This window comes from Actinomadura xylanilytica (assembly GCF_030283145.1).
Lineage (GTDB): Bacteria > Actinomycetota > Actinomycetes > Streptosporangiales > Streptosporangiaceae > Spirillospora > Spirillospora xylanilytica.
Genome location: NZ_JASNWE010000001.1, coordinates 1573256 through 1598730 on the forward strand (window position 1 = coordinate 1573256; position 25475 = coordinate 1598730).

Annotated in this window: 24 protein-coding genes; 9 read left to right on the forward strand and 15 right to left on the reverse strand. The window is 73.4% G+C overall.

Annotated elements, in window-relative coordinates:
* Nucleotides 1-30 precede the first annotated feature (30 nt).
* Nucleotides 31-723 (forward strand): Uma2 family endonuclease, encoded by a 693-nt coding sequence (locus QP090_RS07325; protein WP_285937745.1) that lies wholly within the window; start codon nt 31-33, stop codon nt 721-723.
* Between the two features lie 72 nt (nt 724-795).
* Here QP090_RS07325 and bioB read toward each other — a convergent pair whose 3' ends face one another.
* Both bioB and bioD read right to left on the reverse strand, forming a co-directional pair.
* Nucleotides 796-1791, reverse strand: coding sequence for a biotin synthase BioB (gene bioB, locus QP090_RS07330; RefSeq protein ID WP_285937746.1), 996 nt, complete (start codon nt 1789-1791; stop codon nt 796-798).
* Nucleotides 1788-2519 carry a dethiobiotin synthase gene (gene bioD / locus QP090_RS07335; RefSeq protein ID WP_285937747.1) on the reverse strand — a complete coding sequence of 244 codons (732 nt, stop codon included), beginning with the start codon at nt 2517-2519 and terminating at the stop codon, nt 1788-1790. The genes bioB and bioD overlap by 4 nt, the downstream gene beginning before the upstream one ends.
* 157 nt (nt 2520-2676) lie before the next feature.
* Here bioD and QP090_RS07340 point away from each other — a divergent pair, with 157 nt between their 5' ends.
* Nucleotides 2677-3471, forward strand: a complete 795-nt coding sequence (locus tag QP090_RS07340) for a hypothetical protein (RefSeq protein ID WP_285937748.1) — start codon at nt 2677-2679, stop codon at nt 3469-3471.
* Between the two features lie 33 nt (nt 3472-3504).
* On the opposite strand, the gene QP090_RS07345 is transcribed toward QP090_RS07340, so the two are convergent.
* A complete protein-coding gene (locus tag QP090_RS07345) occupies nt 3505-5199 on the reverse strand; it encodes a carotenoid oxygenase family protein (protein WP_285937749.1) in 1695 nt (564 codons plus the stop codon).
* A 139-nt stretch (nt 5200-5338) separates the two neighbouring features.
* Here QP090_RS07345 and QP090_RS07350 point away from each other — a divergent pair, with 139 nt between their 5' ends.
* Nucleotides 5339-6985 (forward strand): acetolactate synthase, encoded by a 1647-nt coding sequence (locus QP090_RS07350; protein WP_285937750.1) that lies wholly within the window; start codon nt 5339-5341, stop codon nt 6983-6985.
* Nucleotides 6978-7472: a GNAT family N-acetyltransferase gene (locus QP090_RS07355; protein ID WP_285937752.1), complete on the forward strand. Its 495-nt coding sequence runs from the start codon at nt 6978-6980 to the stop codon at nt 7470-7472. Before QP090_RS07350 ends, QP090_RS07355 begins: the two co-directional genes overlap by 8 nt.
* A 60-nt stretch (nt 7473-7532) precedes the next feature.
* On the opposite strand, the gene bsaP is transcribed toward QP090_RS07355, so the two are convergent.
* The 7 genes from bsaP to QP090_RS07390 form a co-directional block, all read right to left on the reverse strand.
* Entirely contained in the window at nt 7533-7727 is a 195-nt protein-coding gene (gene bsaP, locus QP090_RS07360; protein ID WP_285937753.1) for a biotin synthase auxiliary protein BsaP, read from the reverse strand.
* A 57-nt stretch (nt 7728-7784) separates the two neighbouring features.
* Nucleotides 7785-9155 carry an acetyl-CoA carboxylase biotin carboxylase subunit gene (locus QP090_RS07365; RefSeq protein WP_285937754.1) on the reverse strand — a complete coding sequence of 457 codons (1371 nt, stop codon included), beginning with the start codon at nt 9153-9155 and terminating at the stop codon, nt 7785-7787.
* 137 nt (nt 9156-9292) lie between these two features.
* Nucleotides 9293-10654, reverse strand: coding sequence for an HD-GYP domain-containing protein (locus QP090_RS07370; RefSeq protein WP_285937755.1), 1362 nt, complete (start codon nt 10652-10654; stop codon nt 9293-9295).
* Nucleotides 10654-11982, reverse strand: a complete 1329-nt coding sequence (locus QP090_RS07375; protein WP_285937756.1) for an HD-GYP domain-containing protein — start codon at nt 11980-11982, stop codon at nt 10654-10656. Before QP090_RS07375 ends, QP090_RS07370 begins: the two co-directional genes overlap by 1 nt.
* 482 nt (nt 11983-12464) lie before the next feature.
* A complete protein-coding gene (locus QP090_RS07380; protein WP_285937757.1) occupies nt 12465-13403 on the reverse strand; it encodes an NAD-dependent epimerase/dehydratase family protein in 939 nt (312 codons plus the stop codon).
* Between the two features lie 116 nt (nt 13404-13519).
* A complete protein-coding gene (gene rsrA, locus QP090_RS07385) occupies nt 13520-13861 on the reverse strand; it encodes a mycothiol system anti-sigma-R factor (protein ID WP_285937759.1) in 342 nt (113 codons plus the stop codon).
* Between the two features lie 86 nt (nt 13862-13947).
* The gene (locus QP090_RS07390; protein ID WP_432763030.1) at nt 13948-14553 is read right to left on the reverse strand and encodes a sigma-70 family RNA polymerase sigma factor; all 606 of its coding nucleotides are present in this window, start codon (nt 14551-14553) and stop codon (nt 13948-13950) included.
* A 426-nt stretch (nt 14554-14979) separates the two neighbouring features.
* On the opposite strand from QP090_RS07390, the gene QP090_RS07395 reads away from it, so the two are divergent.
* The gene (locus QP090_RS07395) at nt 14980-15870 is read left to right on the forward strand and encodes a class I SAM-dependent methyltransferase (RefSeq protein ID WP_285937761.1); all 891 of its coding nucleotides are present in this window, start codon (nt 14980-14982) and stop codon (nt 15868-15870) included.
* Nucleotides 15871-15936: 66 nt separating this feature from the next.
* Here QP090_RS07395 and QP090_RS07400 read toward each other — a convergent pair whose 3' ends face one another.
* Together QP090_RS07400 and QP090_RS07405 are read right to left on the reverse strand one after the other, a co-directional pair.
* On the reverse strand, nt 15937-16269 hold the full coding sequence (locus QP090_RS07400) for a TraR/DksA family transcriptional regulator (RefSeq protein WP_285937762.1): 333 nt from the start codon (nt 16267-16269) through the stop codon (nt 15937-15939).
* Nucleotides 16270-16349: 80 nt separating this feature from the next.
* Complete coding sequence (locus QP090_RS07405; RefSeq protein ID WP_285937763.1) at nt 16350-17147, reverse strand: SOS response-associated peptidase; 798 nt, start codon at nt 17145-17147, stop codon at nt 16350-16352.
* 157 nt (nt 17148-17304) lie between these two features.
* On the opposite strand from QP090_RS07405, the gene QP090_RS07410 reads away from it, so the two are divergent.
* From QP090_RS07410 to QP090_RS07425, 4 genes are all read left to right on the forward strand, one after another.
* Nucleotides 17305-18057, forward strand: coding sequence for a DoxX family membrane protein (locus tag QP090_RS07410; RefSeq protein ID WP_285937765.1), 753 nt, complete (start codon nt 17305-17307; stop codon nt 18055-18057).
* A gap of 867 nt (nt 18058-18924) precedes the next feature.
* Nucleotides 18925-19209, forward strand: coding sequence for a hypothetical protein (locus QP090_RS07415; protein ID WP_285937766.1), 285 nt, complete (start codon nt 18925-18927; stop codon nt 19207-19209).
* Between the two features lie 147 nt (nt 19210-19356).
* Nucleotides 19357-19605 carry a hypothetical protein gene (locus QP090_RS07420; RefSeq protein ID WP_285937767.1) on the forward strand — a complete coding sequence of 83 codons (249 nt, stop codon included), beginning with the start codon at nt 19357-19359 and terminating at the stop codon, nt 19603-19605.
* A gap of 70 nt (nt 19606-19675) precedes the next feature.
* Nucleotides 19676-21019 carry a hypothetical protein gene (locus QP090_RS07425; RefSeq protein WP_285937768.1) on the forward strand — a complete coding sequence of 448 codons (1344 nt, stop codon included), beginning with the start codon at nt 19676-19678 and terminating at the stop codon, nt 21017-21019.
* A 101-nt stretch (nt 21020-21120) separates the two neighbouring features.
* Here the strand turns inward: QP090_RS07425 and cydC are convergent, their stop codons facing one another.
* Genes cydC through cydB form a run of 3 tightly spaced genes read right to left on the reverse strand, consistent with a single transcriptional unit; the run spans nt 21121 to nt 25464 of the window.
* The gene (gene cydC, locus QP090_RS07430; RefSeq protein WP_285937769.1) at nt 21121-22809 is read right to left on the reverse strand and encodes a thiol reductant ABC exporter subunit CydC; all 1689 of its coding nucleotides are present in this window, start codon (nt 22807-22809) and stop codon (nt 21121-21123) included.
* Complete coding sequence (cydD, locus tag QP090_RS07435) at nt 22806-24464, reverse strand: thiol reductant ABC exporter subunit CydD (RefSeq protein WP_285937770.1); 1659 nt, start codon at nt 24462-24464, stop codon at nt 22806-22808. The genes cydC and cydD overlap by 4 nt, the downstream gene beginning before the upstream one ends.
* Before the next feature lie 4 nt (nt 24465-24468).
* The gene (gene cydB, locus QP090_RS07440; protein ID WP_285937771.1) at nt 24469-25464 is read right to left on the reverse strand and encodes a cytochrome d ubiquinol oxidase subunit II; all 996 of its coding nucleotides are present in this window, start codon (nt 25462-25464) and stop codon (nt 24469-24471) included.
* Nucleotides 25465-25475: the final 11 nt, after the last annotated feature.

Below are 25475 nucleotides of genomic sequence, written 5' to 3' on the forward strand. Positions count from 1 at the left end.
GAGCAGATCGTGAGGGAAGGGTCGCCCAAAGTGAGCGTCACGCCAGTGGACATCGAGCAGATGCAGTTGCCCGACACCGCCTACAACATGTGGGTCCGCGGCGAGCTCGATGACTTCGTCCACGCGCCCGAGGGCCACCGGGTCGAGGTCATCGGAGGCAGAATCGTCGTGTCACCAGCTCCCCTGCTCCAGCACGGCGGCATCGTCCAGGACATCGTCAGAGCCGTCTTCAAGATGGAGGCGGCCGACTCCGACTTCCCCTGGGAGTGCATTCAGGCCAACGGCGTGGACCTGTTCGGCGCCAGAGAGGGGTACATCCCCGACCTCATCCTTCTGGACAAGCAGGTCTACGCGACCGCGCGCCGGTCATCGGTGCGCTACCTCGTGCCGGATCAGGTCGAGCTCGTCATCGAGGTCACCTCGCCGTCCAACGCCAGCGAGGACCGCCGGCCGAAGCGCGGGCACGGGCGCGACCGAGCCACCAAGTGGAACGGCTACGCACGGGCCGAGGTCCCGTACTACCTCCTGATCGACCGCGATCCGAAGTCCCCGGGCACGACCCTCTACTCCATCCCCGACCAAGGCACCGGCGCCTACCTCCACAAGGAGACGTGGGAGTTCGGCGAGACCGTCCACCTGCCGGAACCGTTCGGCCTCGACATCGAGACCGGTGCGTGGACGTCCTGGCAGACCGGGTCGCCGGAGACCGGGCTCGAGGAGTAGAGGGCGCGGCGCGGCACGGCCGGATTCGGGCGGGTTCGGCCGGGGGCGCCCGGACCTGGCCGGACCAGGGCCTCAGAGGGTCTTGGAGAGGGCCTTGATCGGCATCTGGAGCTCGGTCAGCAGGTCCAGGTCCTTGGCGGCCGGACGGCCGAGGGTGGTGAGGTAGTTGCCGACGATGATGGCGTTGACGCCGCCGAGCATGCCGTCGCGGGTGCCGAGGTCGCCGAGGGTGAGCTCGCGTCCGCCGGCGTAGCGCAGGATGGTGCGGGGCAGGGTGAGCCGGAACGTGGCGATGGTCTTGAGCGCCTCGGTGCCCTCGACCAGCGGGAGGTCGGCGAACGGGGTGCCGGGACGGGGCGCCAGGAAGTTCAGCGGGACCTCGTCGGGCTCCAGTTCGGCGAGCTGGGCGGCGAACTCGGCGCGCTGCTCGACGCTCTCGCCCATGCCGACGATGCCGCCGCAGCACACCTCCATCCCGGCCTCCTTGACCATCCGCAGCGTCTCCCAGCGCTCCTCCCACGAGTGGGTGGTGACCACGTTCGGGAAGTGCGAGCGGGCGGTCTCCAGGTTGTGGTTGTAGCGGTGCACGCCGAGCTCGGTGAGCTCGTCGACCTGGGCCTGGGTGAGCATGCCGAGGGAGCAGGCGATGTTGATCTCGACGGCGTCGTTGATCGCCTTGACCCCGTCCCGGACCTGGGACATCAGCCGGTCGTCCGGGCCGCGGACGGCGGCGACGATGCAGAACTCGGTCGCCCCCGTGCGGGCCGTCTCCCTGGCCGCCTCGACCAGCTCGGGGATGTTGAGCCACACCGACCGGACCGGCGACTCGAACTGGCCCGACTGCGAGCAGAAGTGGCAGTCCTCGGGGCAGCCGCCGGTCTTGAGGGAGATGATCCCCTCGACCTCGACCTCCGGGCCGCACCAGCGCATCCGCACCTCGTGCGCGAGGGCGAGCAGGTCCTCGATGCGGTCGTCGGGGAGGGTGAGGCACTCCAGGGCCTGCGCGGCGGACAGTCCCTTGCCCTCGTCCAGCACCTGGCGGCGGGCCACGTCGAGGATGTCGGTCACGGGTTCTCCTTAGTGAGGCCGTTGTTGTCACGGAACGTAGCAGCGTCGAACGCGCCGCCGAACGCCGGGGCGAGGCCCCCGTGCGCGGCGAGCAGGAACTCGGCGGGCCCGAGCGCGGCGGCGCCCGCGGGAAGCGCGCCGGCGAGCGGCCGGGCGGCGATCGTCTCCAGGTCGCGGATGTTGCTGCGCATCGCCTCGTCGGGCTCGTCCGGCCAGGACCCGAGGACCACGCCGGCGAGCTGGACGCCGCGGTGCGCCATCGCCTCCAGGGTGAGCGCGGTGTGGTTGAGCGTGCCGAGGTCCGGACGGGCCACCACCACGACGGCGGCGCCGAGCCAGCGGGCCAGGTCGGCGATCGTGGTGCCCTCCTCGTCGTAGCGGACGAGGAGGCCGCCCGCGCCCTCGACCAGCACGAGGCGGCGGTCGCGGGACAGCTCCTGGACGCGTTCGGCCACGTCCGCGAGGCGCACCGGAGGTGTCCCGGCGTGGCGGGCGGCGGCGGCGGGCGACAGCGCGGCGGGGAACCGGGCGAACTCGTGGACGTCGCCGACGGCCGCGAGGCGGCGCACCGTGTCGAGGTCGCCCGGCTCTCCCGGATCCAGCCCGGTCTGCCCTGGCTTGATCACGGCGACCGGCGTCCCGCGCGTCGCCGCCAAGGCGGCCAGCGCGGCGGTGACGACGGTCTTCCCGACTCCGGTGCAGGTCCCGGTGACCACGAGCACGCTCACCTGCGGCAGGTTAGCGCGGGTCCGGCGGCGGGTCGCCCGCCGAATCCCACAGTCTTCGCCGGAGGATTTTGTAGCGGAACCCCAGGGCGCGGCGGGACGTCCAAGGCCCATGGCCGATCTGTCAGGACGTTCCAGACATGTGATCGATCGGGGGATCGTGACCCTACTGGTGGGGGCGGGGGCCCTCACCGCCTGCGGCGACCTCGGACCGAACGACGAGGTGTCCACCCTTCCCATCGCCCCGTCCTCCGCCCGGCCGCCGCAGCCGGGGCCGGCGGGAACGGGGGCGGGGGCGGGGGCTGTGCTGCGCTGGCGGAAGGGCGGCGGCATCGCCGGACTGGGCGGTCCCGGGAGCCTGCCCGACTTCTCGCTGTACGCCGACGGCCGCGCGGTCTCCGTCCCGGGCGGCGGCGCCGCGCCGGTGGAGTTCCGGCTGAAGCCTGCGGCGGTGACCCGGCTGCTGGACGGGGCCAGGGCCGCCGGGCTCGGCCGGTCGCGCACCGTCCAGGCGGACGGGGTCGCCGACGCGATGACCTTGGAGATCACCCTGGGCGGGGCGCGCACCCGCGTCGTCCAGCCGGACGGACGGAGCGACCCGGCGGTGCGGTTCTGGACGCGGCTGCGCCCCGAGACGTGGCCCAAGGCCGACCAGACCGCCCCGAGCCGCCCGTACGTCGGCGACCGGCTCGCCGCGCTGGCCACGCCCACCACGTCCACCACGGGGAACGGGCAGAAGGTTCGGGAGTGGACGCTGGCGCCGCTGGCCAAGGGCGCACCGGGGCCGGGGGGCCTGTGCACGGTCCTCGCCGGACGCGACGCCCAGTCCCTTCAGAAGGAGAGCGGGCCGCCCAGGCCCCGCTCCGTATGGCGGGACGGGGGCAAGGTCTACTCGCTCCGGCTCCGCCCGCTACTGCCCGACGAGAAGACCTGCGCGGACCTCGCCCGCGCATAACGCGCGGGGCGTGGGGAGGCGGGGCGCACGGGGTCAGTGTGCCGTCGCGTCGAGTTCGGCGGCGACCTCGTGCGCGACGGCGGCCAGTTCCGGGTCGAGCGCGTCCAGCCGGGCGTCCAGGTCGTCGGCGAACCGGAGCCGGTCCAGGCCGGACGGCGCCGCGACGGCCTCGGGCATCCATGCGGAGTGGATCAGGAACGGCACCGTGGTGCCGCGCGGCGGGGCGAGCACCGCGACCGGTCCGCGCGCGACGTCCGCCGCGTCGAACAGCTCGATCCGGAACCGGTCGTCGTTGTGCACGGCCACCACCAGGTGGCCGTCGTGCCCGCCCGGCCGCGCGCCCGCGTACCGGCTGCGGCCCCCGGTGCCCGGGTCGCGCGGGACGAAGGTGGGCGAGGTCGGGTAGTCGTCGAGCGCGAACGTCCACTCGGCGAGCGGCTCGAGGTCGTCGCGGTCGAGGCTCGCCAGCACCGCGGGCGTCTCCTCGCGCGGGAACAGCGAGGTGTCGACGCGGCCGGCGTAGTTGGCCAGCGCCCGCTGGTTGATCGCCTCGGGATGGAAGCCGAGGAAGACCAGGTGGTGCCGGGTCGGCGCGAGCTGCCCCTCCATGCTCCAGTCGAGCGCCGACAGCTCGGCCTGCCACCAGCGCGCGGGGTCGTGGGCGCGGGCGTGCTCGTCCACCCGGCCGGTCTCGGGGTCGAACCGCAGGACGGTGGTGAGCGCGGGCGTCATCCCGTGGCAGTACATGCCGCGCAGCGCGGGGTCGACCGGGCGGCCGAGGGCGTCCACGTCGTCCGCGCGCAGGTACATCCCGATGTCCACGCCGGGCGTGTGCTCCATGACGACCTGGACGCCGTCGGAGTCGTCGTAGCGGGCGTAGAAGTGGTTGACCTCGGGCGCGATCCGGAACTCCCGGCACCGGACGGTGGCGCGGGACGGGTCCAGGTCGTCCTTGCGGATCAGCAGCACCGGGCCGCCCGGGTTGTTGGCGACGGTCCGGTCGGCACCGAAGACCTCGTCGGTGTCGACCTTGTACGCGGTGTCGGCCAGCACCAGCCAGTCGCGGGTCTGGGTGATGGTGTGGGCGGCCTGCGGGAGCGCCGCGCCCTCGACCGCCCAGCGCCGGACGTGCTTGCCGGTCCCGTCGTAGCGGATCACCGAGAAGGCGCCGGTCATGACGTCGCGGCTGACGCTCCACAGGCAGCCGCGCTCGGGGTCGACGACCGGATGCGCGGAGGAGGAGACCAGTGGCAGCACCGCCTGGTCGAGCGCGGGCCGCCAGTCGTCGCGGTGCCCGACCTCGGCGACGAACTCCAGGGTGACCGGGTCGATCTCGACCGGGCGGCCCGCGTCCCAGGTCGCGAAGAGCCGATCGCCCCAGGGCAGCGGCGCGGTGTTGGCGCAGTTGACGAAGCCCCAGGGCGAGCTCGTCCCGACGGGCCCCGCGGTGAACAGGTCGGGACGCTTGCGCCGCAGCCGCACCGAGGGCGTGTCGATCACCCGGGGCCGCCAGGCGAACCGTCCGGCGGGGGCGCCGTCGGTGCCCGGACGCAGCGCCAGCCGCGCCATGATCCCGTCGCCGAAGAACGCGTGCACGGGATGGGTGCGCTGGTCGGAGGTGCTGACGACGTAGTGCCCGGACACCTCCTGCGGCCACGTGCCGGCCACGACCTCCAGATCCAGGTCGCGGGGGTCGTCCTTGCCGAGGATCGAACGGGGGATCGGCATCACGCCTCCAGAACGAGTGTCCGCACGAGTGGCACCGCCCCATCAAGCCGCAGTCCGGCACCCGTCGTCAAGGCTCTAACGACTATCGCACACAAGATCGGGACTCCCCGGACAAGCGTTCGCTTGTTACGGTGCGTCCATGAAGCCTGCACACGGTGGCGACACCGTGATCTCGGTGGTGCGCCGGCACGGCGTGGAGACCATGTTTACCTTGTCCGGGGGGCATGTGTTCCCCCTGTACGACGGCGCGGTCAAGGCTTCGGGGAGGCCGCGGATCCTGGACGTCCGGCACGAGCAGACCGCCGTGTTCGCCGCCGAGGGGACCGCCCGGCTGACCCGGCGGACCGGCCTCGCCGTCCTCACCGCCGGACCCGGCGTCACCAACGGCGTCAGCGGCATCGCGTCCGCGCACTTCAACGGCTCGCCGGTCGTCGTCCTCGGCGGGCGGGCCCCGCAGGGGCGCTGGGGCTCGGGCGCGCTCCAGGAGCTGGACCATCCCCCGCTGGTCGCGCCGATCACCAAGCTCGCGACCACCGCCGCCGGGCCCGGCACCCTCACCTCGGACGTCACCCGGGCCTTCCAGACCGCGGCCGACCCGCACCGCGGGCCGGTCTTCCTCGACCTGCACATGGACCACCTGTTCGGCCCGGCCGCGCCGGAGCAACTGGTCCCGAGGACGCCGGCGGGCGCGCCGGACCGGCCGCCGGACCCGGACGCGCTCGCGGCCATCGCCGCGCTGCTGGCCGCGGCCCGGCACCCGGTGCTGGTGCTCGGCTCGGACGTGTGGATGGACGGCGCCGACGAGGCCGCCCGCGCGTTCGCCGAGGAGCTGCGGCTCCCCGTGGTCGCCAACGGGCAGGGCCGCGGCGTCCTGCCCGCCGGGCACGGGCTGCTGGCGACCCGCGCCCGGCGCACCGCGTTCGCCGAGGCGGACCTGGTCATCGTCGCCGGCACCCCGCTGGACTTCCGGCTCGGGTACGGGTCGTTCGGCGGCGGCGCGGCCAAGGTCGTCCACCTGGCCGACGCGCCCTCGGCCCTCGCCCGGCACACCGGCACGGCCGGCGCCGCGGCGGGCGACCTGGCGCTCATCTTCGCCGACCTGGCGGCGGCCTGCGTCACCGCCGGCGTCTCCCCCGCCGCGTACGCGCCCTGGACGGCCGCGCTCCGCGACGCCGCCCGCGCCGCGATCGCCGCCGACGCCGGACCGCTGGCCTCGGGCGCCGACCCGATCCACCCGCTGCGGATCTACGGGGAGCTGGCCCGGATCCTGGACGACGACGCGGTGGTGATCGGCGACGGCGGCGACTTCGTCTCCTACGCCGGCAAGCACATCGAGCCCGCGCGGCCCGGCGGCTGGCTCGACCCCGGCCCGTACGGCTGCCTCGGCACCGGCCTCGGCTACGCGATCGCGGCCCGGATCGCGCGCCCGGCGGCCCAGGTGGTGGCGCTGCTCGGCGACGGGGCGGCCGGTTTCTCCCTGATGGACGTCGATACCCTGGTCCGGCACGATCTGCCCGTGGTGCTGATCGTCGGCAACAATGGCGCCTGGGGGCTGGAGAAACACCCGATGCAGATGCTCTACGGCTACGACGTGGCCGCCGACCTCCAGCCGCAGTGCCGGTACGACCAGGTCGTCCGCGCCCTGGGCGGGGCCGGCGAGCTGGTCACCCGGCCCGACCAGATCGCCCCGGCGCTGCGCCGGGCGTTCGGATCCGGCGTCCCGTACCTGGTCAACATCGCCACCGACCCGGCGGTCGCCTACCCGCGCAGCACCACCGGTGTCTGAGGGCGTCACCGTCCGGCCGGTCCGGACCGCGGAGTACGGGCGGGTCGGGGCGCTGACCGTCGAGGTGTACGTGCACGGCGGGCTGGTCTCGCCCGCGTCGCCGTACGTGAGCACGCTCGCCGACGCCGCCGACCGCGCCGCGAAGTCGGAGCTGCTGGTGGCCGAGGTCGGCGGCGACCTCGCCGGGGCGGTCGCCTACTGCCCGCCGAGCAGCCCGTACGCGGAGCTGGCCGGGCCGGACGAGGCCGAGTTCCGGATGCTGGCCGTCCTCGACCGGGTCCGCGGCCAGGGGGTCGGCCGGGCCCTGGTGCAGGCGTGCGTCGACCGGGCGCGCGGCACCGGGCTGGCCCGCGTCCGGCTGTCGACGCAGGAGAACATGGGCTCGGCCCACCGCCTCTACGAGCGGATGGGGTTCACCCGCACGCCGGACCGCGACTGGTCGCCCGTGCCCGGCGTCGACCTGATGACCTACGTCCTGCCGCTCTGACCCGGAGCCCGGCCTTCCGGCCCGGCGCGCTGCCCCCGGCCCTCCGCCCTGGCGCTCGGCTCAGGTGGAGGCCAGGACGCCGTGCTCGGAGCAGCGGGCCGTCCAGCCCTGCGGCGTCACCTGGACGACCATGCGGCGGCGGCACCGCGCGCAGTAGCGCGGCGGCTCCATCCGCCGGGCGGCCCGGCACGCCTCGTGATCGGCGCCGCCCGCGTCGCCCGCGGGGTCCCCGCAACGGTCACAGTAGGTGTCCACGACCGGCACAGTACCCTCCGGCTACTCGACGACGCGATGAGGCCGCCGCTCTGGATCTCACGGGAGCACGGCCAGGGGACGCATGCGTTCCACGATCCCGGTGTCATAGGTCCCACCCGTGAACTCGGGACGGTCGACCAGCTCGGCCAGGAACGGCAGGTTGGTCGGGAGCCCCTCGATCCGGAACGCGCCGAGCGCGGCGCGGGCCCGGCCGAGCGCCGCGGCGCGGTCGTCGCCGTGCACGCAGAGCTTGGCGAGCAGCGGGTCGTAGAACGGGGTGACGGTGTTGCCCTCGGCGTAGCCCGCGTCGATGCGGATGCCGGGGCCGACCGGCTCCTCCCACACCTCGATCTTGCCGGGTCCGGGCATGAACCGCTGCGGGTCCTCGGCGTACACCCGGAACTCGATGGCGTGCCCGCGGGGCTCGCGCGGGCCGAGCGCGACCGGCTCGCCCGCGGCGGCGCGGAGCTGCTGCTCGACCAGGTCGACGCCGGTGGTCATCTCGGTGACCGGGTGCTCCACCTGAAGGCGGGTGTTCATCTCCAGGAAGGAGAAGTCCTGGGCCGGGTCGACGAGGAACTCGACGGTGCCGGCGCCCCGGTAGCCGACCGCCTCGCCCGCGCGCACGGCCGCGGCCAGCATCCGCTCGCGCAGCGCCGGGGTGATGCCGGGCGACGGGCCCTCCTCGACGATCTTCTGGTACCGGCGCTGCACCGAGCAGTCGCGCTCACCGAGGGCGGTCACGGTGCCGTCCGCCAGGCCGAAGATCTGCACCTCGACGTGCCGCGCCCCCTGGACGAAGCGTTCGAGCAGGATGTCGGCGTTGCCGCCGGTCTCGCCCGGACCGCCGGCGAAGTACCGGTCGGCGGCGGCCCGGGCGGACGCGTACACGCGGCGCACCCCGGCCTCGTCGCGGGCCGTGCCCATGCCGACGCCGCCGGCGCCCGCGGCGGGCTTCACCATCACCGGGTAGCCGATGCGGTCGGCCTCCTCGGCGGCGGTGTCGGCGTCGGGCACCGGCTCCCAGGCCCCGGCGGAGACCGGGACACCGGCCTCCTTCATCAGGTTCCGGGCGTTGATCTTGTCGCCCATCCGGGCGATCGCCAGCGGCGGCGGCCCCACCCAGACCAGCTCCCGCTCGATCACCTGCCGGGCGAACCCGGCGTTCTCGGCGAGGAACCCGTACCCGGGGTGGACGGCCTGCGCGTTGGTGGTCCGGGCCGCCTCCAGCACCGCGGCGACGTTGAGGTAGCTGCGGGCGGGCTGCGCCGGGCCGATCAGGATCGCCTCGTCCGCCTCGGCGACGAACGGCAGGTCGGCGTCGGCCTCGGAGTACACCGCGATGGCCTTGAGGCCCATCGAACGCACGGTGTGGATGATCCGGCTGGCGATCTCGCCCCGGTTCGCCACGAGCACCGACTCGAACACCTGCGGACTCCCCTTCGCCGTCTCGATCCCGTCGCACCGACGCCGCCGACACTAGCGGGACGCGCCCCCCTCGTCGGCCATGAGATCGACAAATACCGGCCCGGAGTTTTGTGCGCCGGTCCGCCCGCGGCCCGCCGCTACTGGCGGAGCCGCCGGTCGACCACGCGGCTCAGCGCCTCGACCACGGTCGGGTCGTACTCCGAGGCCGAGTCGAGGCGCAGCCGTTCGAGCACCGCCGCGCCCCGGTCGCGGTCGGACGACTCGCCGACCAGGTCGTCGTAGGCGTTGGCGACCTTGATGATGCGGCTGGCGAGCGGCGGCGGCAGCGGCCGGGCGTGCGCCGGGTCGCCGCCCTGCCGGAGCGGCTGCGCCTCGCCGTGCCCGGTCCGGTACGGGTGGGACGAGAGCCGGACGATGTGCGCCACCCGGTCGAGCACCCCGGTCTGCTTGATCACCTCGGCGCCCAGCTCGGCGATGCGGCGCTGCTCGGGCGGCGAGGCCAGCACGGTCGCGCCGCCGGGGATCGGGTCGCCGAGCGAGAGCTGCCCGATGTCGTGCATCAGCGCCGCGTACTCCAGTTCGAGCAGCTCCTCCTCGGACATGCCGAGCTCGCGGCCCATCGCCACCGCCAGCCGGGACACCCGCCGCGAGTGCCCCGTCTCGACGTACCCGCCGACCTCGGTGACCCGGGACAGGGCCCGCACGGTCTGGAGGTAGGTCGCGCGGATGCCCGCGTACCGCCGGAATGCGAACTGGGTGACCAGGATCGGCGCGGTGAAGACCATCAGCGCGGCCGGGCCCATCGCGGTGGTGGCCACCGCGATCAGCATCGCGGTGGCGCCGATCGCCGCGCACAGCGCGAGCTTGGCCCGGATCTCGTCACGCAGCGCGATGCCGAACCGGGCCCGGACCGCCTCGGCCCGGATCATCGCCGCGATCACCACGTCGGTGAAGCACGACACCACCACCACGACGCCCATCACCGCCAGCAGCAGCTCCCATTCGAGCCGGGCCGACACCACCGGGCGGAAGCACAGCGCCACCACGGTCACGGTGAACAGCCGCCGCGCCATCGCGTCGGGCCGGGGCGAGCGGCCCACCGCGATGTGCGGCAGCGACCCGACCAGCATGCCCGCCGCGGTCACCGCCACCACCTGGAGGGCCGAGTGCCCCGCCGGGACCACGTGCAGCGGCAGCGCGCCGCGGGAGCCGTCCGGCCCGGTGCCGATCAGCAACGCGTAGCCGATCGCGCCGGCGCTGGCGATCGGGGCGACCTCGCGGTTGCCCGGCATCACCATCCGGAACAGCTCGCCGAGCGCGATCAGCACGCCGAAGACGATCGCGATGTTGGGCTGGTCGAGCCCGACCGCGGCGACCTGGGTGACCGCGACGACCACCGCCAGTCCGGCGGTGGCGATCAGCAGCAGCTGGCCCGAGTCGATGCTCTGCCAGGCCGCCCGCTCGCGGGTGCGCATCTGCGCGCTCATCACGTCGCGCATCAACGCACCCGGATGGGGGCGCTCGGGTCGTCGTGGTCCTGCTGGGTGGTCTCCACGACGTCGTCGTCGGGCAGCACCACCGGCTGCGGCGGCTCCCACCCGGTACGGTCCAGCGCGCACAGGAACGCCTCCACGATCGCCGGGTCGAAGTGGTCGCCCATCCCCCGGCGCAGCTCCTGCACGGCCTCCTCGATCGTCCTGGCGGCCCGGTAGGACCGGGTGGAGGTCATCGAGTCGAACGCGTCGGCGACCGAGATGACCCGGGCGAACTCGGGGATCTCGTCGCCGGCCAGGCCCATCGGGTAGCCGCGGCCGTTCATCTTCTCGTGGTGGTGCATGATCCCGGCGAGCGCCTCGTCGAGGAATCCGATCTCGCGGACGATCTCCAACCCGCGCATCGGATGCAGCTGGATCGCGGCGAACTCCTCCTCGGTGAGCGACCCGGACTTCTGGAGCACCTTGGTCGGCACGCCGAGCTTGCCCACGTCGTGCAGCATGCCCGCGTAGCGGATCGCCTCGACCCGGTCGGGCCGCATCCCGATCTCCTGGGCGATCATCACCGAGCCGCGGGAGACCCGCTCGGAGTGCCCGCGGGTGTAGTAGTCCTTGGTCTCGACCGCCTGGCAGAGCGCGGCGAGGGTGGCCGCGTGCGCCTGCTGCTGCGCGTGCGCCTGCTCCATCGCCCAGCGGGCGACGAACAGCGGCAGCAGCACCAGCACCGCCGAGAACGGCCCGACCCGCTGCCACAGGCCCGCGATCAGCAGGCCGAACATGCCGTAGCCGAGGCACCCGGACGCGAGCTGCCCGCTCCCGCGCAGCAGGTCGCGCGGCACGGCCTGCCGGCTCAGCAGCAGCACCCCCGCCGTCAGGGACATGTTGACCAGGACGAAGGTGACCAGCGCGCCGAGGAACGGCACGCTGACATGCTCGACCCACCTGGTCTGCCCGGCCTCGAAGCGGTGCCCGCCGAGCAGGTTGAACACCACGCCCGCGGTGTAGCCGCTGAGCGCGAACTGCGCGCCGTTGAACAACCGCTTGACGGGGGCGAAGAACCGCTGCCCGGTGACCACCGCGCAGAGGCCGAGCAGCGCCGCACCCGCCGGGCCGAGGAGCACCACCCCGGCCAGGCTCGCGGCGAAGCTGAGCGACACCTTGGCCCGTTCGACGCTGAGCTGAGCGGGCGCGGAGTCGCAAATGAGGAAGAGCACGGCCAGCACGGCCAGCTTGTACCAGTCAAGCTCCGCAAAGGACGACGTCGCGATGAGGCCGGCCGCGAGGGCCACCACACCGCAGACGTACGCCCAGGCAGCGAGAGGTAGTCCACGCATTGCCGCCCCCCTCGGGAGTGACGAATGAGCGGGCCGCCGCCAGGATCGCCGGTGCCGGCCGGCACCGGCCGGCACGCGACTAGACCCAGGACACGCCCTTGGGCATCATCAGCGACGACGACACCAGGGCAGGCCGGTCGAGACCGGCCGTCACCACCTGCTCGGGCATGACTACTGCCTCCCCCCACACCGGGCCGGCCGGACCGCCAGATCCGGCCACCCGAACCGGCATGGTCCGGGCTTCCCGGGCGGGCGCATACCCACTATCGGAGGGCATGCACCTGTTCCCGTCGCTGAATTCGGCACAAGCCTAACGTGGGAGGCCCAGGTCACACAGGCATGCGAGAAATCGTGAGCAAAGCGTGAAGTAATCGTCACCTTAGGTGACCAATCGCCCCAGAAGATCCACACAGGGTACTCGCACGCTCGCTCTGCACAACCGTACTGCACGTGCACGTCAATCCGGGCGTTCTCGGTGAGACTCAGGCGCGCCGGCCGCCCGCCGCGCCACCGCGCTCGCGGGCCCACGCGACCGTTTCCGCCAGCCCCTCGCGCAGCCCCACCCGGGGCTCCCAGCCGAGTTCCCGGCGGGTCGGCCCGGGGTCGACCGACATCGCGGGCAGGTCGCCCAGCCGGGCCGGGGCGAACTCCGGCTCGTCCGCCGCGCCCACCGCCTCGGCGACCATCGCATGCAGGTCGCGGTCGGTCGTTTGCAGGGCCGTTCCCACGTTGAACCGCTGCCCGCCGCCCCGCTCGCCCGTCGCGCGGGCGAACGCGTCGACGACGTCCTGAACGAAGACGTAGTCGCGGGTCTGGCGGCCGTCGCCGAACACCTTGGTCGGACGTCCCGCCAGAAGCGCGTCGGTGAAGATGGAGATGACCCCGGCCTCGCCCTCCGGCGTCTGCCTCGGGCCGTACACGTTGGCCAGCGTCAGGGTGGTGAAGTCGATGCCGTGCAACGCCCCGTACATCTGGGCGTAGACCTCGCCCGAGACCTTGGACGCGGCGTACGGCGACGCGGGACGCAGCGCGGCGGTCGGCGGGACGGGCAGCGCGTCGGGCACCCCGTACACCGCGCAGCTCGAGGTGAAGACCACCTTCCGCGCGCCCGCCGTGCGGGCCGCCTCCAGCACGCCCGCGGTGCCGACGACGTTCACCCGCGCGTCGCGCAGCGGGTCGGCCACGCTCAGCCGCACGCTGACCTGCGCGGCCAGATGGCAGACGACCTCGGGACGGCGCTCGGCCGTCCGCACGGCCAGCTCGGGGTCGGCCACGTCCATCCGCCACAGCTCGACACCGGGGCGGATGTTGGACCCCGACGACAGGTCGTCCACGCCGATGACCTCATGGCCGTCGGCGAGCAGCCTGTCGACGAGGTGGGAGCCGATGAAACCGGCCGCGCCGGTGACGAGTACGAGCACCCGAGCACGATAGCCGGGCCGGCCCCGCACCCGCGATGACGGGGCACGGCCATGACCGGGACCCGCCAGACCCGCCCACGGCGGGTCTGGCACGTCCGGGCGTGGTCAGCGCCCGGTCAGGCCGTCTCGGACGACCTGGCCGCGTCGCCGATCCCGCCACCGGCCGGATTTCCGGCCTCCCTGGCGGGGTCGCCGGAGCGGATCTCGCTGCACACCTGCTCGATGCGGCCGAGTACTTTGGCACGCAGGTCGCCCGGGGCCGACTCGCAGGCGCAGGACTTGTTCACCAGCTTCTTGACGGCCTCCTCGAGGCCGTACTCGCGCAGGCACGGCCCGCACTCGTCGAGGTGCTCGCGTACCTCACCGCAGCCGCCCTGGTCGAGCTCGCCGTCGAGGTAGGTGTAGACCCGGGCCAGCACCTCATCGCACGGGGTGTCGTGGTGATCGCCACAGCTCATGGCTCACGCACCCTTCTCGCTCACCGCACGAAGGGCCGTGCCCTCCCGGCGCTCGCTCCGCTCACCGCGGCGGGTCCGTACTCGGCTCATGCCGATCCCTCCCTCGCGCGCGACAGGCCGCGCTCCTGAGCGTAGTCCTCGAGCATGCCGCGCAACTGGCGGCGGCCCCGGTGCAGACGCGACATCACCGTGCCGATGGGCGTGCCCATGATCTCGGCGATCTCCTTGTACGCGAAGCCCTCGACGTCGGCGAGGTAGACCGCGATGCGGAACTCCTCGGGCAGGTCCTGCAAGGCCCGCTTGACGTCGGAGTCGGGAAGGTGTTCGAGCGCCTCGGCCTCGGCCGACTTGAGCCCGCTGGAGGTGTGCGACTCGGCCCGCGCGAGCTGCCAGTCCTCGATCTCCTCGGTGGCCGACTGCTGGGGCTGGCGCTGCTTCTTGCGGTAGGAGTTGATGAACGTGTTGGTCAGGATCCGGTACAGCCACGCCTTGAGGTTCGTGCCTTCCTTGAACTGGTGGAAGGAAGCGAACGCCTTGGCGAAGGTCTCCTGCACGAGATCTTCGGCATCGGCGGGATTGCGCGTCATGCGCAGCGCGGCCGAGTACAGCTGGTCCAAGAACGGGAGCACGTCGCGCTGGAACCGCTCCTGGCGCTGCTCCACGGTCTCCGTGGTGCCCGGTACCTGACCCACCCCCTTGGCTGTGGCGACGCCGGCGGCGTCGTACCCCACAGACGATATCGGGCCGCGCTGCCTGATGACGCCGGTGGGGGCCGGTGCGCCTCCGGGCGGCGCCGTCAGCGGCCTTCCGCCACGGTGTTCGGCAACGGCTGTGGTCATCTGCCTGCACCTCCGCTGTACTGGTCTGTCTTTCCCCGTCCGCGGGCACCTCCGGGCTTTACCCCTGTCCTGGCGCCGCGCGTAAACGGTTGTGAGACGGTGCAACGCCGGGACCGGCCCGCCGATTCCCTGACCGGGAGTGATGGGCGGACCGATTTCGGACGAGTTCCGTGCGGGTTCGGGACACCTCACCCCGACCTGTACGCAGGGTGATGACCGGGCCCTGGCGGGGAAGAAGTCCTCATACACGGCGAGAACAGGAGCAAACCGTTGCTACCGGTGCCGGCGCGACCTCCCGAACCCACCATCGCCAGCCTGCGCGACGCCCCAGGAGACGGGACGGGAGACGGCGATACCCTGGCGCTGTATTGGACGTTCTACTGGGCCGTGGCCGAGGCCCAGTTCGCCCGGTGGCTGCCCCGTAGACCCTCCCGCGTGCTGGACGTGTCCGGCGGGCAGGGGCACAGCGCCACCCAGGCCACCGCCGCCGGGCATTCGGTGATCGAGGTCCTCGATCCGGGGCTCGGTCAGTCCGGCAAGGGCGGCGAGGCGGGCAAGGGCGGCGGGCCCGGCAGGATCCGCGGCGCCGGGAAGGCCCGCCAGGCCGGCGGCGTCCGCGCGGCCGGGATGATCCGGGAGGCGGGCGGCGGCCGTCCGGCCGGGCACGCCGCGCGGGTGATCGCCGACTCCGGCTCGCTGACCTTCCTGAACGACCAGTGCGTGGACGCGGTGGTGGCCGAGAACCGGGTGCTGTCCCGGCACCTGGTCACCGAGTCGACGGTCGCCGAGATCGCGCGGGTGCTGCGGCCCGGCGGCCGGGTGCTGCTGTCGGTCGACTCGCTCACGCTCGGGATGGCGCTGCTGGCCGAGCAGAACTGCTGGGCCCACCTGTCGGACGTGCCGAGCGCCGAAGTCGTGCTGGTGCCCTGGCCGGACGGGACGATCACCCGCTGCTTCTGGGCCGACCAGCTCCGTGAGCTGCTCACCGAGGTCGGTCTCGAGGTCGAGTGGATCAGGCCGCGCACGGTCCTGTCGCCCTCGACGGTCGAGCACGTCCTCAAGACGTCCCCCCAGGCCATGCCGCGGCTGGTGCGCACCGAGCTGAACGCCCCGCCGGGCGACGAGTCCCTCGGCATCCACCTGCTGGCCAGCGCCCGCCGCACCCCCTGACCCGCCCACGCGGCGCGCGGTCCCAGCCGCGCGCCGCGTGGGGGCTCGGGGCCCAGCGCGTGGGGCTCAGCGCGTGGGGCGGTCGTGCGCGGTCTGGCAGGCGACACAGCGGGCGGCGTCGGGACGGGCTTCGAGGCGTCCTTCGGGGACCTGCTCGCCGCAGCCGAGGCAGCGGCCGTACCGGCCCTCGGCGAGCCTGGCCAGGGCCGCGTTCACGCCTCGGCGGTGCCGTTCGAGCGAGTCGAGCGCGGCCTCCACGCGGTCGCTGTCGGAGAGGCCCGCGCCGGCGTCGGCGGCGGAGTTCTCCCGTTCGGGGCGCTCGTCGCCGAGGATCGCGATCGACCGCTCCAGGTCGGCGAGCATGGACTCGAGGCGGGCACGGGCGGCGGCGCTGTCCACGGTGCTCCGATCTCCTCCCGGCGGGGTCCCGGGCGGGGGGGTGGGCCGCCTCCGGTCGCCCCGGGGGGGCGCGGCGGCGGTCAGAACAGGGTGTCGGAAGGGCTGCCAGAACTGTTCCCGTTCGTAGAGGGTTCAATGAGTTCCGGTCCGTTGTTCTTGACATTGTTGACGGCCTTCGACACCGGGAACGCCTCCATCGTCCCGGCCATCGCGGGCACCAGCAGCTCACGGACCCCGGCGGCCTCGGTCAGGCCCGGGTCGAGCCAGGCGTCCCAGCGGTCGGGCTCGACGACCATCGGCATCCGGTCGTGGATGCGGCCGACGTCGTCGGGGGCGTCGGTGGTGATCACCGTGGCGGTCCAGACCCACTCACCCTCGGGCGATTTCCAGAGCTCGTAGAGGCCGGCCATGGCCATCACGCCGCCGTGCTTGGGACGGATGTAGAACGGCTGCTTCTGCGGCTTCTTGGCCTTCTTCTGCGGCTGGGCGGGGTCGAGCGCGGCTCCGGGCCCCTGGTCCTGGAGGGTGTACCACTCGAAGTAGCCGTCGGCGGGCAGCAGGCAGCGGCGCTGGGCGAACGCGCGGCGGAAGGCGGGCTTCTCGTCCACCGTCTCGGCCCGCGCGTTGATCATCCGGGCGCCGACGGATAGGTCCTTGGCCCACGACGGGACCAGCCCCCACCGCACCGTCCGGAGCTGGCGGACCGGGGCCTCCTCCTCCGGGGCGTCCTTGGGGCGCCGGACCAGCACGGCCGGGACGTCCTTGGTCGGGGCGACGTTGTAGTCCGGCTGGAGATCCCCCTCGACCGCGTCGACCTGGACCTGGAACTGGTCCAGGAGTTCCTGACGCGCACGCGCTGTGGCATATCGACCGCACATGCCCCCATCCTGCCCCGTGCCTCCGACGGTACGGACGGACGGAGCCGACGGCGCGGTACGGAGCAGAGCGGGCGAAGCGGGGCGTCCAGGCAGTTTTCCGGACTGCCGCCCGGCGTGCCGGTGCTTGATGTCCGGCGTGCTGGGCATGTACGCGAGCATGCGACCCATCACGACTCTGGCCCGCCCGTTCGTGGCGGCTCCGTACATCATCACCGGCCTGGAGACGCTCCGCGATCCCACGCCGCGCGCCGAGCAGGTCGCGCCCACGCTCAAGCCGATCGTCGACCGGCTCGACTGGCTGCCCACCAAGGATCCGGAGACCCTCGTGCGGATCGAGGGCGCGCTCAGCCTGGGGACCGGCGCGCTGCTGATGGCCGGCAAGTTCCGGAGGCTGACCACGCTGCTGCTCGCCGCGCAGCTCGTGCCCGCGCTCGCGACCGAGCACCGGTACTGGACCGAGGACGACCCCGAGCGCCGCAACAGCGAGCGCTCGCACCTGCTCAAGAACGCCGGCCTGTTCGGCGCACTGCTCATGGTGGCCACCGAGCCGCGCCACGTGTCCCGCCGCGCGCCGCGTGCCGCCGACCTCCGGCGGCAGACCCGCGAGGTCCGGATCAGGGCCGGCGCGGAGACCAAGGCACTGCGCCGGGAGACCGCCGCGGAGATCAGGAACGCCCGCCGGGAGGCGGCCCGCCAAGTGCGCGACGTCCGCCGCGAGGGGAGCCGCAGGGCGGCCCTGGGCACGGCCAAGGCGTCCAAGGGGGCGGCCAAGGTGTCGATGGGGGCGGCGAAGGCCGGGCAGAGTGCGGGGAAGGGCGCGGCGAAGGCCGGAAAGGGCGCGACCAAGGCCGCCAGGGCGGTCCGGACCTCCAAGGCCGGAAAGGCCGCGCGCTCGTCCTTCGGACGTTGAGCGGGCCCACTTTCCGAAGGGAGCCTTGAAAGAGGCTCAGAGCGCCGTTGAGCCGCGCACCGGTCCGGCCCCGTGCTGCCTGCTGACCGCCCGTTCCATCTGGGACGCCCCCAGAGGACGGCCGCCGGGCCTTCGATGCGCCTCTCCATGAGCGCGAGCCGCACAGGGCCGAACAGCGCCTGACGGCCGGGCCAAAGGACGCCCTCACCGGCGTGTCCCCGTCATCGAGGCGCGCCATGGACGAGCGCGCAGCCGACACACAAGCGAGCGCCGCGTGCGCGGGTGAGGCATGCCCAGGTGACGCGTGCGCGGGTGAGGCATGCGCGGGTGAGGCATGCGCGGGTGAGGCATGCGCGGGTGACGCCCACGCGAGCGCCGCGTGCGCGGGTGTCGGCGACACGCCAAGCGGTCCGGCGGTGCACAGCGCTGGGCGGTGCGGGCGGTCCGGGTGGGCGGTTGTGCGCTACGCCCTCTGGACACAGCTAAACCGCGCTGCGGGGAGGGCGGCCGGATCTGGCCGCATGGGGCATCCAGACCACTCATCGGCTCGACGTATTCCTGATCTTTAACCGGCACGACTCCGCGCATTCATGGGGGCAAACAGCCGCGACGTCCCCCAGATCTCCAATTACGCATGTTCCTCGATTTCCAGGAGATAGCCCAGCACGACATGCGCACTATGCACCTTTCGCCGTTTTAATCCGACCTGGCGAGCGTCAAGAACGGCTCGAATCGCCACTCCGAGACGACGTTTGCTGCGGCCAGTAATAGCTGTTATACGTAGTGATACCCAGCTCCGCCAGGGGCTAGAGGGGACACCCGGTGCCCGTATCGGGATCCCGGGCGTGACAACAAGGAAAGGGAATCATGAAGTCCTTCAGCTACGCGGAACTCGACCTGCTGGCCGGCGAGGTCCTGCCGGAGCGCGCCGTCCTGTCCACCGTGATGGCGGGCGTCCCCGGCGACTCCTACAACAACAACAACGCCGGCGGCTCCGGCCACGACGGTGGCGGCTCCACCATCGTCTCCAACGCCTGCCAGAGCAACATCAGCCGTCCCGACAGCGGGCTGCTCCAGCTCGTGGGCCTGCACGCGCAGAACGACGCTTCGTCGTTCACCTGCGTGCCGGGCACCGCCGTTTCGGGCCACTGATCCACGGTCTGTAACGAGCGGAAGCTCACATCGGCATAGAGAAGGGCTGGCGTTCATCCGCCAGCCCTTCGCCCGGTTTTCGGTCCCCTTACCAGCCCCGCGACCGAGGACCATTCGGAAGGCGTTCTCGAACGACACGGAAGAACAATGGGCGCTCACAACAAAGAGACTTTCAGTTTCGCAGAGCTCGACCTGCTCGCCGGCGAAATCCTGCCCGAGCGGGTCCTGCTGTCGCTGGCCGGCCCGCCGACCGGTGACGGCCATCGGACCGAGGTGTTCTACGCGTGCCAGTCGACGTATTACGCGGGCACCTCCGGCCTGCTCGGAACCGGCCTGCTCGCGGAGGGCGCCAAGACCACGATGACCTGCGTACCCGCCGTGACCAACAGCTATTGACCATGGCGCCGCCGGTCCCGCGCGAGATCCGGCACTTCCCCATGAATTCCACGAATTCCCGGAGAGTTCCATGAGCACGCCAGCAACGTCGACCATCGACGATGCCGAGCCCTGCACGCTCCCCACGCTGACCGAGGGGGCCGAGCTGGTCGGCGAATTCAAGGGCTCCGGCTACCGCGAACCGCCGCAGCTCGTCAGCCTGCCCAACCGGCAGCTCGTCCGGCTCCCGCCGCTGCTGTTCCAGGTCGTCAAGGCGCTGCACGACCACCGCCACCTGGCCGGGACCATCGATCCCCGCATCGCGCTGGACGCGGTGGCCACCGAGGTGAGCCGCGCGGCGGGCGCGCGGATCTCCGGCGAGCAGGTCCTGTTCCTCGTCGACCGCAAGCTGGCCCCGCTCGGAGTCACCACCTACAGCAACGGGGCCCGCCCGCAGCTGGTCAAGCCCGACACCTTCCTCGGGCTGCGGTTCAAGCTGGCGGTGTTCCCCGAGTCCGCGACCTGGATCCTGGCCGGGCTGTTCTCCTGGCTGTTCACGCCGGTGGCGATGATCTTCGCGTTCGCCGCCGTCTTCCTCAGCGAGGTCTGGGTGCTCGGCACCCAGTCGGTGGGCGACGCGCTGCACAGGGCGATCCTGGCGCCGGAGAGCATCCTGATGGTGCTGGGCCTGGCGATCGCCTCGTGCGTCTTCCACGAGATCGGCCACGCCGCCGCCTGCCGCTACAGCGGCGTCCGCCCGGGGGTGATGGGCTGCGGCATCTACCTGGTGTGGCCGGCCTTCTACACCGACATCACCGAGTCGTACCGGCTGGGGCGCGGCGGGCGCATCCGCACCGACCTGGGCGGCGTCTACTTCAACGGGATCTTCCTCGTCGGGCTGACCCTGGTGTACCTCCAGACCGGGTTCCAGCCGCTGCTGCTGGTCATCCTGACGGTCAACTTCGAGATCATCCAGCAGCTGCTGCCCACGCTGCGGTTCGACGGGTACTACATCATCTCCGACCTGGTCGGCATCCCCGACCTGTTCAAGTACATCAAGCCGATCCTGCGGCGGACGCTGCTGCGGCGCGCCGCCGACGAGCGGCTCAAGGCGCTGAAGCGGTGGCCGCAGATGATCGTCACGCTGTGGGTGCTGACCGTCATCCCGGCGCTGGCCTTCCAGTTGACGCTGATCGCGGTGCGGGTCCCCGAGCTGGTGGTGAGCGACTGGCGGATGATCGAGGGACTGGGCCGGGCCGCCGCGGCCGGGGCCGGCCCGCTCCAACTGATCACGGCCGGGTTGCAGATCCTGCTGCTGATCCTGCCGCTGCTCGGGCTGGCACTGCTCGCCTACCGGCTGGTGCGGTGGCTGGTGGTGAAGGCCGTCCGGTACGTGCAGGGGCCCGCTCCCGAACCGGCCCTGCCAGGGGCCTAGCGGGTCAGGTCGCGTCCAGCGGGCGCGCGTGGACACGGCGGTGCGGCGGGGTTCCGGGTTCTCGGAGCCCCGCCGCACCTTTTCATGGTCGGTCCCGCCGGTCAGCGGGCGAGCGGGCCGAGGGTGTGGAGTTCGTCGACGTGGCGGAGGACGGGGTCCGCACCGGGCACCGCGTCGCGATGGCTGATCAGCACGACGGTGCGGTCCCGGGCGGCGGCGAGCAGGCCGATCAGCACGGTGCCGGCGGTCGCCTCGTCCAGGTGCGCGTCCGGCTCGTCCAGGATCAGGATCGGGACACCGGCGAGCAGGGCGCGGGCGAGCGCGAGGCGCTGCCGTTCGCCGCCCGAGACCGCGGTGCCGTGCTCCCCCACCCTGGTCGCGAGGCCGTCCGGCAGCGCGTCCAGCCAGCCGCCGAGGCCCGCGCGGCGGAGGGCGGCGGCTACGTCGGCGTCGGACGCGGCGGGACGGGCCAGCCGCACGTTCTCGGCGACGGTGGTGTCGAAGAGGTGGGCGTCCTGCCCGCACAGCCCGATCACCCGCCGCACGTCGCCGCCCGCGAGGTCGCGCAGCTCCGTCCCGTCCAGCGTGATCGAGCCGCGGTAGTCCAGGAGGCGGGCCAGAACGGCGGCCAGGGTCGACTTCCCGGACCCGTTCGGCCCGGTGATCATGAGGCGCCGGCCGGGTGGGAGGTCCAGGGTCAGCGCCGGTTCGGCCAGCGCGTCGGTCCCGGCGCCGGGCCAGCGGGCGGTCACCCCGTCCACCCGCAGGTGGTGCCCGCGCGCGGGGGCGGGCAGGGGGCGCGGCGCGTCCGGGTCGGTGACCGGGGCGGGGGTCGCGAGGGCGTGCCGGACGCGGGCGGCGTCGGTCCGGGCGCGCAGGAGCCGCTGGGCCGCGTCCGACAGCGCGCCGACGGCCTCGAACGCGGCCAGCGGGGTCAGGACGATCACCGCGAGCAGGACGGTCTCCAGCCGGCCGTCCCGCACGGCGGGCACGCCCAGCGCCAGCGCGCCCAGCACCGCGCCGCCCGTCGCGAGGGTGGTCAGGCCCGACCCGAGCCCGGCGGTCCAGGCCGACCGGGCGGCGGACGCGGTGACCCGCGCGTCGGCGCGGCGCAGGTCCGCGAGCCGCGCCGGCAGCGCGCCGTAGGCGGTCAGCTCGGGCAGGCCGTGCAGGGCCTCGGTGGTCCGGGCGGACAGTTCGGCGCGTCCGGCCGCGGCGCGTCCGGCGGCCCGGCGTGCCCCGCGCTGCGCCAGCCAGGGCGCGAGGACCCCACCGGTCAGGAGCGCGGCTAGCAGGACGGCGCCCGCGGCGGGCAGCAGCCACCCTTCGAGGGCGACGGCGGCGGCCCCCGCGAGTCCCGCCGACGCCATGGGGAGCACGCCGCGCAGCCAGCGGTCGGCGACGCCCTCCGCGTTGTCGAGCACCAGGCCGAGCGGTCCGTCGCTCGCGGGACCGGTCCCCGGCGCGGCATCGGAGGCCCCGGCGCGGACCGGGGCGGCGTGCGGGAGGGCGGGGGTGATCGCGGCGAGGCGGGTGAAGACGCGGACGCGCGTGCGGGCCTGCACCCGCAGGGCGGCGTCGTGGGAGACGAGGCGTTCGACGTACCGCAGCGCGCCGCGGCCGAACCCGAACGCCCGCACCGCCACGATCGCGACCATCAGGTACAGGACGGGCGGATGCTGCGCCGCCCGGGAGATCAGCCACGCCGACGTGGCCAGCAGCCCGATGCCGCAGCCGAGCGCGCCCGCGCCCGCCGCGACGGCCGCCCCGAACCGCACCGCCGTCGTCATACCCGTACCGGGGGGCCGGTCAGGGCGGCCGGTTCCAGCGCCACGACCTGGTCGGCGCGGTCGAGGAGGGTGCGGCGGTGCGTGACGATCAGGGCGGTGCGGCCTCGCGCCAGGCGGAGGAGGATCTCGGTGGTCTCGATCTCGGTGAGCACGTCGAGGTGCGCGGTGGGCTCGTCCAGGATGAGGAGGGGGGTGCCGAGCAGATCGCAGCGGAGCGCGGCCCTGGCGAGGGCGACGCGCTGCCGCTCCCCCGCGGAGAGCCCGGCGCCGCCGGGGGCGAGCCGCGCGTCCAGGGCGGTGATGTCGAGGACGCCGGTGGCGGCGGCGGCCCGGCGGACCGCGTCGCCGGGGGCGTCCGGGACGGCGAGGGCGATGTTGTCCGCGATCGTTCCGGCGAAGAAGAACGGCCGCTGCGGCACCCAGGCGATCTGCCTGCGCCAGTCCGCGTCGGCGCCCGCGTCGAGTGCCTCGCCGCCGGCCAGCACGCGTCCGGTGGCGGGACGGGTGAAGCCGAGCAGCACGGCGATGAGGGTGGACTTCCCGATGCCCGAGGTCCCGGTGAGGGCGGTGAGCGTCCCGGGTTCGAGGGTCAGCGAGTACGGCCCCACCGGCTCCCGTCCGGGATGGGCGACCACGATCTCGTCCGCCTGGATGCGCCCGCTCGCGGACGGCCGTCCCTTCCGGGGCGGCTGAGGGGGCGGCCGGAGGGAGGGGTCGACGGACGGGTCGCCGGACGCCGGCGGAGGCGTCAGGACGGACAGGATGCGGTCGGCGGCGGCGACGCCCTCCTGCCCGGCGTGGAACTGGGCGGCGGCCTGGCGGAGCGGCAGGTACGCCTCGGGCGCGAGGATCAGGACGAACAGGGCGGTCTCGAACGGGAGGGACCCCGACACCAGCCGGAGGCCGACCGAGACGGCGACCAGCGCGACCGAGAGGGTCGCGGCGATCTCCAGGACCAGGGCCGAGCAGAACGCGAGCTTGAGCGTGGCGCCGGTGGCGCGGCGGTGCTCGCCCGCGACCCGGGCGATCTGCCGGGCCTGCGCGTCCGCGCGGCCGAACGCCTTGAGCGTCGGCAGGCCCGCCACGACGTCGGCGAAGTGCCCGGCGAGCAGTTCCAAGGTGCGCCACTGGCGGCGGGTGCGGGCCGCCGCGCACATCCCGATGAGCGCGCCGAACAGCGGGATCAGCGGCAGCGTGACCAGCACGATCACCGCGGAGAGCAGGTCGGCCTGGGCGAGCGCGCCCACGATCGCGACGGGCACGATGACCGCCAGGGCGAGCTGCGGGAGGTAGCCGGAGAAGTACGGGTCGAGCGCGTCGACCCCCCGCGTGACCAGGGCGGTCAGCTCGCCGGAGCACGCCTGCGCGGGACGGCCGGTGGTCAGGCGTTCGAGCAGCCGGGCGCGGAGCTGCGACGTGACGTCCGCGGCGGCGCGGTGGGCGGCGACCTCGCGGCCCCAGGCGAGGACGGCCCGCGCCGCGACGACCGCGAGCAGGGAGAACGGGACGGTGAGCGCGGCGATGGCGTGCGCGAGGAGCGCCGCCTGGGCGAGGACGCAGGCGGCGCCGAGCACGCCGAGCAGCACGCAGGCGGCGAGGTGGGGCGCGGTGGCACGGGCCTGCCGGAGCAGCCGCGCGTCCACGGGTCCGGGCACCGGCTCAGGCCGGGATGTTCTGGACGCCGATGCGGCGGCGGAACACCCAGTACGTCCAGCCCTGGTAGATCAGCACCAGCGGCAGGAAGATCACCGCGACCCAGGTCATGATGCCCAGGGTCTTGTCCGTCGCCGCCGCGTTCGCCACGGTGAGGCTGTTGGCCGGGTCGACCGTCGAGGGCAGCACGTCCGGGTACAGCGCCACGAACAGCGTGATCGCCGCGAACGCGACCGCGCCGCCGGACAGCGCGAACGCCCAGCCGTCCCGTCCGATCCGGTTCAGCACCAGCGAGCCGACCAGGGCGAGGGCCGCGACGATCGCGGTGCCGCCGCTGGCCGCCGACCCGTGCCGCGTCTGCGTCCAGATCAGGAACACGACCGCCGCGACGGCCGCGCCGAGCCCGACCTGCCCGGCGAGCCGCTCGGCCCGGTCGCGGAGCCCACCGGACGTCTTCAGCGCCGTGAACACGGCGCCGTGGTAGATGAACAGCAGCAGCGTGGTGACGCCGCCGATCAGCGAGTACACGTTCAGCAGGGCCCAGAAGCCCCCGGTGTACAGGTGCCGGTCGTCCAGCGCGACGCCGCGCACGATGTTGGCGAACGCCACCCCCCACAGGAACGCCGGGACCAGCGACCCGAAGAAGATCGCCAGGTCCCAGTTGCGGCGCCAGGACCGCCCCTCGCGCTTGCCGCGGTACTCGAACGCGACGCCGCGCACGATCAACGCGACCAGGATCAGCAGCAGCGGCAGGTAGAAGCCGCTGAACAGCGAGGCGTACCACTCGGGGAACGCGGCGAACATCGCGCCGCCCGCGGTGATCAGCCACACCTCGTTGCCGTCCCACACCGGCGCGATCGTGTTGATCAGTACCCGCCGCTCGGTGTCGTCCCGGGCCAGCGCCTGGGTGAGGACGCCGACGCCGAAGTCGAACCCCTCGAGGAAGAAGTAGCCCACGAACAGCGTGGCGATGGCCACGAACCACAGGTCGTGCAGCTCCACTGGATCCTCCG

What these genes read in the sequence shown, in the direction of transcription:
- cydC (WP_285937769.1), bottom strand. Translation starts at nt 22,809, where the DNA reads ATGACGACGGCGGTGCGGTTCGGGGCGGCCGTCGCGGCGGGCGCGGGC.
- QP090_RS07370 (WP_285937755.1), bottom strand. Translation starts at nt 10,654, where the DNA reads ATGCGCGACGTGATGAGCGCGCAGATGCGCACCCGCGAGCGGGCGGCC.
- QP090_RS07415 (WP_285937766.1), top strand. Translation starts at nt 18,925, where the DNA reads ATGAAGTCCTTCAGCTACGCGGAACTCGACCTGCTGGCCGGCGAGGTC.
- QP090_RS07425 (WP_285937768.1), top strand. Translation starts at nt 19,676, where the DNA reads ATGAGCACGCCAGCAACGTCGACCATCGACGATGCCGAGCCCTGCACG.
- QP090_RS07345 (WP_285937749.1), bottom strand. Translation starts at nt 5,199, where the DNA reads ATGCCGATCCCCCGTTCGATCCTCGGCAAGGACGACCCCCGCGACCTG.
- QP090_RS07405 (WP_285937763.1), bottom strand. Translation starts at nt 17,147, where the DNA reads ATGTGCGGTCGATATGCCACAGCGCGTGCGCGTCAGGAACTCCTGGAC.
- rsrA (WP_285937759.1), bottom strand. Translation starts at nt 13,861, where the DNA reads ATGAGCTGTGGCGATCACCACGACACCCCGTGCGATGAGGTGCTGGCC.
- QP090_RS07420 (WP_285937767.1), top strand. Translation starts at nt 19,357, where the DNA reads ATGGGCGCTCACAACAAAGAGACTTTCAGTTTCGCAGAGCTCGACCTG.
- QP090_RS07375 (WP_285937756.1), bottom strand. Translation starts at nt 11,982, where the DNA reads ATGCGTGGACTACCTCTCGCTGCCTGGGCGTACGTCTGCGGTGTGGTG.
- QP090_RS07410 (WP_285937765.1), top strand. Translation starts at nt 17,305, where the DNA reads ATGCGACCCATCACGACTCTGGCCCGCCCGTTCGTGGCGGCTCCGTAC.
- QP090_RS07350 (WP_285937750.1), top strand. Translation starts at nt 5,339, where the DNA reads ATGAAGCCTGCACACGGTGGCGACACCGTGATCTCGGTGGTGCGCCGG.